Source organism: Bradyrhizobium sp. NAS96.2 (assembly GCF_001908235.1).
GTDB lineage: Bacteria > Pseudomonadota > Alphaproteobacteria > Rhizobiales > Xanthobacteraceae > Bradyrhizobium.
The window spans coordinates 1-13,343 of sequence record NZ_LGHK01000031.1; the positions used below are offsets into that span (position 1 = coordinate 1).

General features: G+C 65.4%; 12 protein-coding genes. 6 read left to right on the plus strand and 6 right to left on the minus strand.

Annotated elements, in window-relative coordinates; translation table 11 throughout:
• From AC628_RS08745 to AC628_RS08755, 3 genes are all read left to right on the plus strand, one after another.
• On the plus strand, positions 1-553 hold a 553-nt coding region (locus AC628_RS08745), incomplete at its 5' end, for a glycosyltransferase family 2 protein (protein ID WP_074126407.1).
• Positions 553-891 carry a lipid-A-disaccharide synthase N-terminal domain-containing protein gene (locus AC628_RS08750; protein ID WP_074126409.1) on the plus strand — a complete coding sequence of 113 codons (339 nt, stop codon included), beginning with the start codon at positions 553-555 and terminating at the stop codon, positions 889-891. The genes AC628_RS08745 and AC628_RS08750, both read left to right, overlap by 1 nt.
• A 202-nt stretch (positions 892-1,093) precedes the next feature.
• Complete coding sequence (locus AC628_RS08755) at positions 1,094-2,899, plus strand: M23 family metallopeptidase (RefSeq protein ID WP_074126412.1); 1,806 nt, start codon at positions 1,094-1,096, stop codon at positions 2,897-2,899.
• A 21-nt stretch (positions 2,900-2,920) separates the two neighbouring features.
• On the opposite strand, the gene AC628_RS08760 is transcribed toward AC628_RS08755, so the two are convergent.
• The gene (locus AC628_RS08760; protein WP_074126415.1) at positions 2,921-4,603 is read right to left on the minus strand and encodes a Na/Pi cotransporter family protein; all 1,683 of its coding nucleotides are present in this window, start codon (positions 4,601-4,603) and stop codon (positions 2,921-2,923) included.
• A 332-nt stretch (positions 4,604-4,935) separates the two neighbouring features.
• Here AC628_RS08760 and AC628_RS08765 point away from each other — a divergent pair, with 332 nt between their 5' ends.
• Together AC628_RS08765 and AC628_RS08770 are read left to right on the plus strand one after the other, a co-directional pair.
• Complete coding sequence (locus AC628_RS08765; protein WP_074126417.1) at positions 4,936-5,181, plus strand: PilZ domain-containing protein; 246 nt, start codon at positions 4,936-4,938, stop codon at positions 5,179-5,181.
• 140 nt (positions 5,182-5,321) lie between these two features.
• Positions 5,322-6,146 (plus strand): tetratricopeptide repeat protein, encoded by an 825-nt coding sequence (locus AC628_RS08770; protein WP_074126419.1) that lies wholly within the window; start codon positions 5,322-5,324, stop codon positions 6,144-6,146.
• Positions 6,147-6,170: 24 nt separating this feature from the next.
• Here AC628_RS08770 and AC628_RS08775 read toward each other — a convergent pair whose 3' ends face one another.
• The 5 genes from AC628_RS08775 to metC all read right to left on the minus strand — a co-directional run bounded on the left by AC628_RS08775 (position 6,171) and on the right by metC (position 11,972).
• The gene (locus AC628_RS08775; protein WP_074126421.1) at positions 6,171-7,439 is read right to left on the minus strand and encodes a CpaE/TadZ family protein; all 1,269 of its coding nucleotides are present in this window, start codon (positions 7,437-7,439) and stop codon (positions 6,171-6,173) included.
• Positions 7,436-8,176: a CpaD family pilus assembly protein gene (locus AC628_RS08780; protein WP_074126424.1), complete on the minus strand. Its 741-nt coding sequence runs from the start codon at positions 8,174-8,176 to the stop codon at positions 7,436-7,438. Before AC628_RS08780 ends, AC628_RS08775 begins: the two co-directional genes overlap by 4 nt.
• Positions 8,177-8,206: 30 nt before the next feature.
• A complete protein-coding gene (locus tag AC628_RS08785; RefSeq protein WP_074126426.1) occupies positions 8,207-9,673 on the minus strand; it encodes a type II and III secretion system protein family protein in 1,467 nt (488 codons plus the stop codon).
• Positions 9,674-9,686: 13 nt separating this feature from the next.
• Positions 9,687-10,490 (minus strand): Flp pilus assembly protein CpaB, encoded by an 804-nt coding sequence (cpaB, locus tag AC628_RS08790; RefSeq protein ID WP_074126428.1) that lies wholly within the window; start codon positions 10,488-10,490, stop codon positions 9,687-9,689.
• 285 nt (positions 10,491-10,775) lie between these two features.
• A complete protein-coding gene (metC, locus tag AC628_RS08795; RefSeq protein ID WP_074126431.1) occupies positions 10,776-11,972 on the minus strand; it encodes a cystathionine beta-lyase in 1,197 nt (398 codons plus the stop codon).
• Positions 11,973-12,307: 335 nt separating this feature from the next.
• On the opposite strand from metC, the gene AC628_RS08800 reads away from it, so the two are divergent.
• Positions 12,308-13,324 (plus strand): amino acid ABC transporter substrate-binding protein, encoded by a 1,017-nt coding sequence (locus tag AC628_RS08800; protein WP_074126434.1) that lies wholly within the window; start codon positions 12,308-12,310, stop codon positions 13,322-13,324.
• Positions 13,325-13,343: the final 19 nt, after the last annotated feature.

The following is a 13,343-nucleotide window of genomic DNA, read 5'->3' on the forward strand; positions in this document are numbered from 1 at the left end:
CTCGGGGCAGTCGGCGGCCGTGCGCAGTGGCGTTCGCGCCGCGCGCGGCGCGATCGTGGCAACGCTCGACGGGGACGGCCAGAACGATCCGGCCTTCCTGCCGAACCTGATCGCGGCGATCGAGAGCGGCAACGGCCGGGTCGGCCTCGCGGCGGGCCAGCGGGTCGGCCGCAAGGATACCGGTTTCAAGAAGCTGCAATCGCGCATCGCCAACACGGTGCGCGGCATCATCCTGCGCGATGGCACCCGCGACACCGGCTGCGGCCTGAAGGCGTTTCCGCGCGAGGTGTTTCTGACGATGCCCTATTTCGATGGATTGCATCGTTTCCTTCCGGCGCTGGTCCGCCGTGAGGGGCTGGCGATTGCCTATGTCGACGTCGTCGACCGCCCGCGCCATTCCGGCGTGTCGAATTACGGATTCTTCGACCGGCTCTGGATCGGGATCATGGATCTGGCCGGCGTGTGGTGGCTGATCCGCCGCAAGAAGCCGACGCCGGTGGTCACTGAAGTGACCGCCGTCGCTGAAGTGCCGGTCGTCACCGAGGTGAAGTGATGCTGATTCAGTACGGCCAGGCGCTGAGCGCCTATCTCTACGACGTGTTCATCGCCAAGTTCGATTTCTGGCTGGCGTTCGGCCTCATCGCGCAATTGTTCTTCACGGCGCGCTTTCTCGTGCAGTGGATTTCCAGCGAGCGCGCCGGCCAGAGCGTGGTGCCGATGGCGTTCTGGTTCTTCTCGATGGGCGGCGGTCTGATGACGCTGGTCTACGGGTTCGCCAAGCGCGAACCCGTCATCATCATCGGGCAGGGCCTCGCCACCCTGATCTACATCCGCAACATCATGCTGATTGTGAAGAACCGCGGAAGCGCATCGAAGACGCTCGACAACTGACCCTCGCCGCCGTCCGTGCGGCGAGCGGTATGCTGAGGCTCCTCTTTAGTTTCGACAGATTCCAGCATCCGGCTCGACCCGGCATCAATTGCGGTCGGATCTGAACGACGGTCAAACAATCGCCCCAAGGCGCATGGCATCTACGGCCTGTCGTGGGCGTGGCGGCATCCCGAGTCCATGCGCCGAGGGATGAGGGCCGTCGATGACCAGCCGTGGCGAACCGACCAAAGCGGGTGGTTATCTGTCGCGCGCCAATGAGGTCGCGTTGCTCGACGAACCGCCGCTGACCGGCGAGCGCGGTTTGCCGGACCGGCGCGCCGTCAGTATCCGCTGGATGGCGGGGACGGTTCTGATTGGCGCCGCGGCCGTCGCGCTGCTTGGTGGCGCGCTTCGCGGCGCATTTGGCTATCGCGCGCGATTCGCAGCAGCGCCGGTCGTTTCGCTTCCGCACTTCACAGGGCAGGTGGTCGACGAGGCGCGGCGCGGCGATCGCCTGGATCGGAGGCCCGGCCCACAAGGCAATCCCTCAGCGCTCAAGATCGAGCAATTGAGCGATGCCGGCTCGGTCCGTCGATTTACCCGCGTGTCGGCGCGGCTCGCGGAGATCGATCCCGAGCCGGAACAGGACCATCGTCGCGAGGTTCCGGCAGGCGGCAAGGACGAGCAGCGCGCGAATTCGCAATTGCTGTCGGAGTTACCGGCCATCATACGGGCAGGTCCATCACACCGTGCGCTGCCGGGCCGCACCAGCGCCTATGCGGCCGATGAAGGCGCGCCACATTCGCCTGCGCCGATCGGTGAGGCTGTCAACGTCACCAGCCTTCCGAAGTCTCCTTCGGCGCCGCGTCGCCATCGGCACGTCATCATCGCGAGAGCTGGTGACACGCTGTCGGCCATTCTGCGCGCACTTGCCGCAGCTGCGAAAGATGCGCCGGCGATCCTTGCCGCTTTCCCGTCGCCTGGCGGTCAAGAGACGCTGTCCGGCGGCGAGAAGATCACGATCGTCGAGCAGAGCGGAGATGCTGCTTCGTCACGCGGCCAAGTCGCGAAAGTGTCGATCGAACGGGCGGACTCCACCGTGGCTGCCGTCGGTCGCACCGATAGCGGCCAATACCAGGCGATCGCGCCGGAACAGCCGGACATCGCCTTGCGGAGCGAGAGCGCGCTACGCGAGTCGATCGACACGCACTCCGTGCCCGGCGAGACGCTGCGTGACGGCCTCAACGCGCTTGCGCGCTCCAATCACGTCGATGAGGGGATCGTCGCTGAACTGATGCGGCTGTGTGGCCGCGATTTCGACCTCGACGAGCCGCTCGGCGACGCCGACGTCGCCAACATCATCTATGCGCCCAACGATATTGGTCAGCCCGAGCTAGTCTTCATCGATTTGACGGCGGGCGGGCAGACGCGCCGCTACTATCGCTTCACGGCGCCGGACGATGGCAGCTCCGATTTCTACGATGAGGATGGCCAATCCATCACCAAATTCCTGTTGCGCAAGCCGGTCGTCAGCGGGCGCCTCGGCGACGGTTTCGGCTGGCGCATTCATCCGATCCTTGGCGACCGCCGCTTCCATGAGGGCGTCGATTTTGCAGCCCCCTATGGTTCGCCGATTGCGGCGGCAGGCGCCGGCGTCGTCGAGACCGAAGGGTTTGAACCCGGATACGGGAAATATATCCGCGTGCGTCACGATCGCGGCTACGAGACGACCTATGCCCACATCGCGAGCGTCCCGTCCGGGCTCAAGGTCGGCGACCGCGTTCGTCAGGGCGAGACGATCGCCTATGTCGGATCGACCGGGCTCTCGACCGGACCGCACCTCTATTACGAGGTGCGGATCAACGGCCGCAATGTCGATCCGCTCCGGATGAAACTGTCAGGCGGCCGGGTGCTGCAAGGGGATCTCCTTGGCGCCTTCGACCGGCAGCGCGACAGCATCAACCAGCTCGCTGCCGCATCCGCATTTCCTCAGCCGCAGCGTGGCTCCGAACACCGACCGCCGACGTAGCGCGGATCACAGCTCGTTCGATCAGGGCCGCCCGGGCGCGGGAAGCTCGGCCGCCTCCACCGCATTCGCGCGATCGGTCGAGGTCTCGCCGGCGGCGTCGAGCACGGGATAGGCGACCGAGCAGATGTGCGAATGGATGCGGCGAAGATCGCGCAGCACGTCGAGATGCAGCGAAGTGGTCTCGATGGTCTCGGGCCGGCCTTCACGCAGCCGCTCCAGATGGCGCTCGACGGCGGCAAGCTCCGCCGCGCGCAGCGCAGCCTTCTCCGTGAGCAGCCGGCGCGCCTCGTTTGCATCCCCCGACATGAACACGCCGAAGGCGATCCGCAGCGAGTCGATCGTGCGTTTATGGAACGCCGACAATTCCTCGGCGCCTTCGGCGGAGAATTGCAGGCGATGCTTGATCTTCTTGGTCGCAAGCTCGCTCAGGTTCTTGTCGATGATGTCGCCGATGTGCTCGAGGTTGATCGCGAACGCGACGATCTCCATGGCGCGCTGACCCTCGCGCTCGTCCAGGCTGCCGCGGGTGAGTTTGGTCACGTAAAGCTTGATCGCCTCATTCAGCCGGTCGACGATGTTGTCCATCTTCGACACCTGGTCGACCAAAGCGCGATCGTTGGTCAGCATTGCCGCCATCACCTTGCGCAACATCGCCTCGGTGTGGTCGCCCATATGCAGCACCTCGCGCGCGGCATCGGCCAGCGCGAGCGAAGGCGTCTCCAGCGCGCTCTCGTCGAGATAGCGCGGCCGTGACGGATCGGTCTCCTGTGCCCGCTTGGGCAACAGGCGCTCGAGCAGACGCGCCATGTGGTCGAGCACGCCGATGAACAGCAGCGCGGTCGCAACGTTGAAGGCGATGTGGAACAGCGCGGTCGCCTTGGCGAGATCGGGCTGCCAAGCGTAGATGGTCTCCGTGATCGGGCGCAGGAACGGCGCCACCAGCAGGATGCCGACGACACGGTTGACGAGGTTGCCGACCGGCAGCCGGTAGCTCGCCGGATTGTCGCGCCGTGCGCCCTCCATCAACGGATTGACGGCGCTGCCGAGGTTGGCGCCGAGCACCAGCGCGAACGCGGCATAGGGGGAGATGAACTGGGAATAGGCCAGCGACATCACCAGCAGCACGCTGGCGACGCTGGAATGGACCAGCCAGGTCACGACCGCGCCGATCAGGATGCAGAGCACGGGATCGCCGGTGATCGCGTTCAGGAACACGCGCACGCCCGGGGCATTCTCGGCCGGCGCCATCGTATCGAGCAGGATATGCAGCGCGAGCAGCATCAGGCCGAGGCCGATCGAGACGCGGCCGAGATCCTTGATCCGGGAGCGCGGCCCGCTGCGGAATGCGACGAGGCCGACAATGAATAGCACCGGCGCCACTGCCGCGACGTTGAACGACAGCACCTGCACGATCAGCGTGGTGCCGATATTGGCGCCAAGCATGATTGCAAGCGCCGGCACCAGGCTGACGATCTCCTCGGCGGCGAAGGAACTGGTGATCAGGGCGGTCGCGGTCGAGCTCTGGAGCAGGGCGGTCAGGCCGAGTCCGGCGCCAAGCGCGGTGAACCGGTTGCGCAGCGCTCTCGCCAGCAGCAGCCGCAAATCGGGCCCGAAGGCCCGCAGGATCCCGCTATGGACCATGTGCAGGCCCCACAGCAGGAGCGCGACGCCCCCCATCAGATCAAGCAGAACAAGACTTCCCATACGTCCTGGATATCCCGGCAAATTCGAGTCGAAGGGGTCACGCTATAGAGCCAATTGGCCCGCGATCAACCCCTTTGTTCCCGCTGGAATCGAAGGGAGGGAAGAGGTTGCAACGAAACAGGCTGGCCGATTGTGGCGCCTTGCTCCGGGTCCGGACGGCCCTAAACCCCGGGCCAGTCCCTTGGCTCAGATCTGATGGCGACGGGGCGAGCCCGGTAAACGAATCCTAGAGATGACCGTTCAATTGCGATGGGATCCGCTAGGCAGTTCCCAATCTTTCCCCGCTATGAAGGTGGAAACGAGAGGCTGTCCAGCAAGGCTTGGGGATCAGGATGTTTGTCAATCGCCGCAAGAGCGAACGCCGTGAGTGCCGGAGCGTCGCCAAAATTCAATTGGGCACAGGGTCGTTGCCGCGTGACTGCATGATCACCGACATCTCGGCCGGTGGCGTCAAGGTGATCGCCGAATATATCGAGATACCGCCGGAATTCACCATCATCCTGTCGAGCGGCAGTCCGCGTCAGTGCCGCCTGGCCTGGCGGATCGGGCACGAGTTCGGCGCTCAGTTCGTCGACTGATCAGGCCGCAGGGCCGGTGGCCAGCCCGGCACGCCGGCCCCGCTTCGGGGCCGGATGACGGCGAGATGATGGCATCCTTAACCGGAACTTAGGGTTAAGCTGTGAGCATCCCGGAACCTTCGCTGTTCCGAGTCTCGTTGATGCCTGAGAAACTAACCCGACCTTCCGGCCGCATGCACCGCCTTGCCGGCTCGGTATCTGCCGCGATCCTGCTGATCGGGCTGTCCGCCTGTCAGACCTCGGGTCCGTCCGACATCACCGGGTCATTGGGCGAAACGGCGGAGGCCACGCCGGCTCCCGCAGATCCCCGGCGCGACATTGCGACCTATCACGAGCGCGTCCGTGCCAACCCGAAAGACACCGATGCCGCGCTGAAATACGCCCGGGCGCTTCGCGCCACCGGCCAGCGGGCGCAGGCGGTCGCCGTCATGGAGCAGGCGGTGCTGGCGCAGCCCAGCAACAAGGCACTGCTCGCCGGCTACGGACGGGCGCTCGCCGACAACGGCAATTTCCAGCAGGCATTCGACGTGCTCGGGCGCGCCCACACCCCGGAAGACCCGGACTGGCGCATCCTGTCGGCGCAAGGCGCCGTGCTCGACCAACTCGAGCGCCACGACGAGGCCCGCCAATATTATGCGAGCGCCCTCAAGATCGTGCCCGATGATGCCTCGGTGCTTTCCAATCTCGGCCTGTCCTACCTGCTGTCGAAAGATCTGCCGAAGGCTGAGGAGACGCTGCGTCGTGCCCGGGAGCGCGCACCTGGCGACATGCGGGTACGCACCAATCTCGCCGTCGTGGTTGGCCTGGAGGGCCGCCAGGCGGAGGCGGAAACCATCATGAAGGCCGATCTGCCGCCGGAACAAGGCTCGGCCAATATCGCCGCGCTGAAGCGGCTGTTGGCGCGCAGGGACGCGAGCCGCACCGACGCCGACAAGATCCCGGTCGCGGCCAGCCGTCGCGACTAGGCCAGTCAGCGCCTCACATTCGGGTTAGCCCGCAGCGCGGCGTCCATCGCTGCGGCGCGGCTGCAGCTTCTTGAGGATCGGCGACAGGAACGATTCGCGCGTCTCGGCAAGATCAGGGCGACCGGTCAGGCGCTGCGCGATCTGCAGGAAGGTCTTTGTGGTGCGGTGACGCGCGGAGACTTCCGCGATCATCTGGCCGTTGTTGGCGGCCTCACCGAACAGCCTGCAATCGAACGGGATGGCCGCGATCGGCTGGCTCTCGATGGTCTTGGCGAAGTCCTTGACCTCGATCTCGGGTCGCTTCGACATGCCGACCTGGTTCAGGCAATAGAGCGGCGGGCGGTCGTTGGGACGCGCGGTCCGCAGCATGTTCATCATGTTCTTGGTATTGCGCATGTTGGCGAGGTCGGGTTCGGCGACGATCAGGATATCGTCGGCGCCGATCAGCACGCGTTTGGTCCAGGCGGTCCACTGATGCGGAACGTCAAGCACGATGCAGGACATGGTCATGCGCATCGTATCGAAGATCGCATCGAATGCCTCGGCGCCGAAATCGTAGACCTGATCGAGCGTGGCCGGCGCCGCCAGCAGGCTGAGGTGATCGCCGCATTTTGCCAGCAGGCGCTCCATGAAGGCGCTGTCCGGACGCTCCGGTGAGAAGACCGCGTTGGCGATGCCCTGTACCGGATCCTGATTGTAGTCGAGGCCGGCGGTGCCGAAGGCGAGGTCGAGATCGACGACAACCGAATCCAGCCCGAGGTCGCGCGCGATGGTCCAGGCGACATTGTGGGCAATGGTTGAGGCGCCGACGCCGCCCTTGGCGCCCGCGACCGCGATCAGGCGGCCGACCGAGACCGCTTCAGAGGACGAGAACAGGCCGCAGATCGAGCGCACAATGTCGAGCACCTTGACCGGCCCGACCACGTAGTCGTTGACGCCGCGCCGGACCAATTCGCGATACGGCGCAGTCTCGCCGGGCGCGCCGAGCACGACGACGCGGGTGCCGGGATCGCAGACCGTCGCGAGCTCGTCGAGGGCGGCGAGCAAATCGGTGTCCGGCTCGGTCTCCAGCATGATGACATTGGGCGTCGGCGCCTTGTGATAGGCATCGATGGCCGCGGCGATGCCGCCCATATGGACGGAGAGGTGAGCCTTGGCGAGCCGGCGGTCGTCGGCGGCGGCGCGCGCCGTGGTGGCGGTCGCGACGCTGGCGCAGAACGCCTGCACGGAAATCCGCGGTGCCGGCGCGATGTGGTCGTTGGTGTGCTGTGGCTCGTCTTGTTGTTCGGTCATTTCCCGGCGTCGCTCAGCTTGGCTCTATCGGCTTCAGGGTATGTGGTCGCGGTCGTCTCACCCTTGCTGTATTTCTGGAACGCGATCGACCGGCGCGGGGTGTAGGATGCAGTCTCGGTCCGCGGCTGTTCGAGGTCGGACGGATTGGCGACCATCGCAGCCAGATTGCGCTGGGTGGCGCAGCCGAAATTGTCCCACTGCTTGTTCTCGTTGTAGCTCGGATTGTAGATCGAGGGGCCAAGGTCGGCCGGCCATACGCCGCAGGGCCCGGCGACCGCGGCCATCTTCGGATAGCTGAGGCGGATGGTCGGCAGCGCGCGCGGGTCGTCGAGGCGGTAGGAGCGCCTGGTGATGGCATGGGCGGGCACGCCCATCGACGCCAGCACGCCGTGGATTTCCTGATACACCGCCTGTGCCGAGCGCGCGTTCGCGGTGTCGGCGGGCACGTCGATCGCGATCGCGCCGGTGCCTTCGCGGCGCCAGCTGCGGGCGAGCCCCATGACGTCGTCGCGCTGGGTTTCGGTGAGATTGCCACGGGCGCGGCCGACGAACACGACGATCGATTGTTCGCCCTCGGTGACTGCGATCGGATGCCGTTGCCGGTAGTCGTCGGGCACGGTGCCGGTAACGACATCGCCCGTCAGATTGCAGCCGCCGAGCGCGATCGCCGTGGTGACGAGCGCGCCGAACAGCGAGAACGTCCTCGCGTGACCTGCTTGTGTGTTGCGTGTCGTCATAGGATCCCCCAACCCCTTCAGGTCCGCGCCTCAGTCGATGATGAAGCCGAAGTTGACCGGCGTGGCGCCGATCGGCTCGGCACGGGCAGCAACGCCGTAGATGCGATTGACGCGCGCCAGCAGCGCCGACTGCGCGTCGGAGGCCGGGGCGAAGCCGTCATCGGGACGCGACAATTCCTTCTGCGCAACCGCGCGCACCACATAGGGCGTCACGATGACCATGAGCTCGGTCTCGTTGTTGACGAAGTCCTGGCTCCTGAACAGCTGTCCGAGGACCGGGATCTGATCGACGCCGGGCATGCCATTGATGGCCTGCTTGGTCTGCTCCTGGATCAAACCGGCCATCGCGATCGAGCCGCCGGAGGGCACTTCCAGCGTGGTGTCGGCGCGGCGGGTCTTGATCGAGGGAATCGTCGTGCCGCCCTGGCCGCCGGTCAGCGCGTTCTCCATCGAGACTTCGGACACCTCGGTCATCACTTTCAGGCTGATGCGTCCCTCGGACAGCACCACCGGGGTGAAGTTGAGCGAGATGCCGAACTTCTTGAAGCTGACGGTCTGGACGCAATTGCCGATCGTGCCCGTGCTCGAGGTCTGGCAGGTCACGCCGGTCGGAATTGGAAATTCGCCGCCCGACACGAAGGTCGCGGACTCGCCGGAGATTGCGGTGAGGTTAGGCTCGGCCAGCGTCTTGACCACGCCCGCGCTCTCCATCGCGCGCAGCGTCGCGGTAACGGTCGGCACACCGAGCTTGTTCAGCGCCGCGCCGGTCAGCACATTGCCGGTGAGCGGCCCGTTGTTGGCGGTGAAGGGGTTGGCGTTGTTGAAGACCACAGCGGCAGTGCCGTAGTTCATGTTGGCGGTGAGATCGACACCGAGCTGCTTGACGACGTCTCTGCGCACCTCGGCGACGGTGACTTTCAGCATCACCTGGTCGCGGCCGCGCACTACGATGGAGTTGACGACCTTGTCGGGGCTGCCGACGAGCTTGGCGGCGATGTCGCCGGCCTGCTGGGCTTCGACCGGGCTTGCCACCGTGCCGGTCAGCACCACGCTCTCGCCGACGCCCTCGATCTGCACGCCCGGCAGCATCTGCTTCAGCGCGGCGCGCATGCCGTTGAGGTCACGCTTGATCGCGATGTCGTAGGAGGCGACCTGGTTGCCCTCGGCGTCGAAGAACACCACGTTGGTCTGGCCGACCGCCGCGCCGATGATGTAGGCGCGCTGCGCCGAGCGGATCACGGCGTTGGCAATCTTGGGATCGGCGACCAGAACGTCCTTTGCCTCGCGCGGCAGGTCGACCACGACAGATTTGCCGACGCCGAGCGAGACGAACCGCGTCTTGGCGGCAATGCTGCTCGTCACCGCGACATCCGCGTTCTTGTCGGAATCGGTCGCGCTGGCGAGGGCAGGGATCAGCATCAGGGCGGTGACCGCCGAGATCGACAGCGAACGGACCAGCGTAGTCCGCATCGCCAGTTGTTTTGAATCCGTGTTCATATCGAAGCCCCCATCACTTCTGTGTCGTCTGAGAGCTCGGGATGCCGAAGCGCACCACCCTGATGCTCTCGCCCCGCTTCGGGGCATTGTCGCTGGTCTCGTCGGTCTTCTCGTTGACGTCGGCGATGCTGCGCAGCGCCAGCGCCAGCGTGCCGCTCTGCCGGGCACGCGCGAGCGTCTCGGCCTGTTCGGGCTTGAGCTCGAGGGTCACGGTCTTGCCGACGAGGGAGTTGTTGCCGTCCTTCTCCTTCGGCGCCTGGTCGATCGCCAGCACGCGGACGTTGGACAGCAGGATTTCGGTGGTGATGATGTCGCGGCCGCCCTGCACCTGATCGGGATTCTTGTCGCGCCGCGACAGGATCACATCGACGCGGTCGTTGGGCAGGATGAAGCCGCCGGCGCCGGTCTCCGGCGAGATTTCCGTGGAGATCGCGCGCATGCCGGAGGGCAGGATCGCGGCCATGAAGCCGCTGCCGTTGGCCTTGACCAGCTTCTGGTCGCGGATCGGCTCACCGACGATGAAGGGAGCCCGTGCGATCGAGCCGATGACGTCCTTCATGGCGTCGGCATTGCTGTCCTGGCGGATGAATGCGCTGCTGGCGGTCTCGGCCGGCCAGCGCTGCCATTGCACGTCTTCAGCCTTGACCGACTGACCAAGTCCGATGTCGGACTTCGCCACCAGCACCTCGACGGTCGGCAGTTGTACCACTGGCGGCGCGACCGGCGCCGGTTTGCGATCGCCGGTGCTCGCGAGATACATGGCCGCGAGGCCTGCGACGCCGGCGATGCCGAGGACCACGATGCGTGCCGTCTTCATGCGATTGTCTGAACGCCCCTAAAGCCGGGCAGTCACGTCCTTACGGCACTGACAGCCCTTCCCGGAGCATCACTAAGGCCGCAAAAGTATAAGGGAACTTGATGGAAGGTCCGGACAATTAAGGGATTGGTGGGGATGGTGAACGGCGAGTTATCGGTGCCCGTCGCATCTCCGCAGAATCCCGGAGATCGTACGCGCCCAACGTGTACGACGCTGCTCCCACACGGCGTCACGGCCGCTCGGCCGTGGTTAATGTCGTCTAACGCGCGAGGTCGCCTGGCACGATCAGAGCGCGGCCTTCAACGCGGCAAATCCACGATCGAGATCGGCCTTGAGGTCGTCGAGATTTTCCAGCCCGATATGCAGCCGCAGCGTCGGCCCGCCCGGCGCCCATTTGGTCGCGGTGCGATAGTCGCTGCAGTCGAACGGGATGGCGAGGCTCTCGAAGCCGCCCCAGGAAAAGCCCATGCCGAACAGCTGGAGCGCGTCGAGCATCGCATCGACTGCGGCCTTCGGCACCGGCTTCAGCACGATGCTGAACAGTCCGGAGGCGCCGGTGAAGTCGCGTTTCCAGATCGCGTGCCCCGGATCAGTCTCGAGGGCAGGGTGCAGCACCCGATCGACCTCGGGCCGCGCGCCAAGCCAGCGCGCGATCTCGAGCCCGGAGCGATGGTGCTGCGCAAGCCGCACCGATAGTGTACGAACCCCGCGCAGCGCGAGATAGACGTCGTCGGGACCGGCACAGACGCCGAGCAGGCGGATCGCCTCCTGAACCAGCGGCCAGGCCTTCGCATTGGCCGCGATGGTGCCGAACATGATGTCGGAGTGGCCGCCGATATATTTTGTGCCGGCCTGCATGCTGATGTCGACGCCCTGTTCGAGCGAGCGGTGATAGAGCGCCGTCGCCCAGGTGTTGTCGTCGATTACGAGCGCGCCGCGGGCATGCGCCACCGCCGATATCGCGCGGACATCGGGCATCTCGAAGGATTGCGAACCGGGCGCCTCGAGCAGCACCGCGCGGGTATTCGGCTTGAACACCGTCTCGATGCCGGCGCCGATCAGCGGATCGAAGTAGCTGGTCTCGATGCCGTAGCGCGTCAGCATGTTGTCGCAGAAATTGCGGGTCGGCCGATAGGCGTTGTCGCAGACCAGCAGGTGGTCACCGGCCTTCAGCACGGCGAGCAGCGTGGTGCTGATCGCTGCCAGTCCCGACGGGGCGAGGCCGACGCCGGCGCATTGCGGGCCTTCCAGTGCCATCAGCACGTCCTGCAGCGCCCGCGTGGTCGGGCTGCCGTGACGGCCATAGGTAAATTCGGCGCGATGGGCGTGCAGCGCCTCGGCGGACGGGTAGAGCACGGTCGAGCCGTGAAACACCGGCGGATTGACGAAGCCCTTCTGGGCCTTGGTATCGCGGCCGGCCGTGACCAGGCGGGTCGCGGCGTCTTGCGGGCGGGAGGGCGTGGAGCCGTCGGAGGAGGTCATGGTTCGCTGCCGTTGGACTTTAGACTTTAGACTTTTTGCCGCGGCCGTACCGCGTCGGGAAGACGGGGCCAAGCCGGGAGTTGCTACTAACAAGAGGTAGAAGACATGCGTCAACCCCTTGACCCGGCTCGCCAGTCGCTATGTGATGCGGCGCAACTACCCGTCGCCGCACGTTGAGGGGCCTGCCGCGACCGAGGATCCGTTGCCTGACCGGTTGCACGCCAAACTGCCGGTTTGATCAGCACTATTTGCTGCAGGGGATCATTGGGATGGCCCGTGAATGCGAGGCGATCACAAAGCAAACGTCCAACGGACGACCCTGAAAGGCCCCGCCCATGAAACGCGTATCCCTGGCTGTCATACTTGCCGCTGCCGCCGCCCTGTCGGTCCAGGCGGCCTCGGCGCAAACCCTCAAGACGGTCAAGGATCGGGGCCAGCTGTCCTGCGGCGTCAGCCAGGGCCTGCCCGGTTTTTCGGCACCCGACGACAAGGGGAACTGGACCGGGATCGACGTCGACGTGTGCCGGGCCATCGCCGCCGTGGTGCTCGACGACCCGACCAAGGTCAAGTTCGTGCCGCTGTCGGCCAAGGATCGCTTCACCGCGTTGCAGTCCGGCGAGATCGACGTGCTGTCGCGCAATACCACCTGGACGGTGTCGCGTGACACCTCGCTCGGCGCCAATTTCACCGGCGTGACCTATTATGACGGGCAGGGCTTCATGGTGAAGAAGTCGCTCAAGGTCAATTCGGCGCTCGAACTGAACAGCGCTTCGGTCTGCGTGCAGACCGGCACCACCACGGAGCAGAACCTCGCCGACTTCTTCAAGGGCAACAACATGAAGTACGAGGTGATCGCATTCGGCAGCATCGACGAGGCCGTCAAGGCCTATGAATCCGGACGCTGCGACGTCTTCACCGACGACGCCTCCGGGCTCTATGCCAGCCGTCTGAAGCTCGCGAACCCCGCCGATCACATCGTGCTGCCGGAAATCATTTCCAAGGAGCCGCTGGGGCCGATGGTGCGCCACGGCGACGACCAGTGGTTCGACATCGTGAAGTGGACGCTGTTTGCCATGATCAATGCCGAGGAGCTCGGCATCACCCAGAAGAATGTCGACACGATGCTCAAATCGGACAAGCCGGAAATGAAGCGGGTGCTCGGTACCGACGGCAATCTGGGTGAACAGCTCGGCCTCACCAAGGACTGGGTCGTGCGCATCGTCAAGGCGGTCGGCAATTACGGCGAGACTTTCGAGCGCAATGTCGGCACCGGCTCGCCGCTCGGCATCGCCCGTGGCGTCAACAATCTCTGGAACAAGGGCGGGATCCAGTACGCGCCGCCGATCCGCTGATCGGTCCGGCCAACGGCTG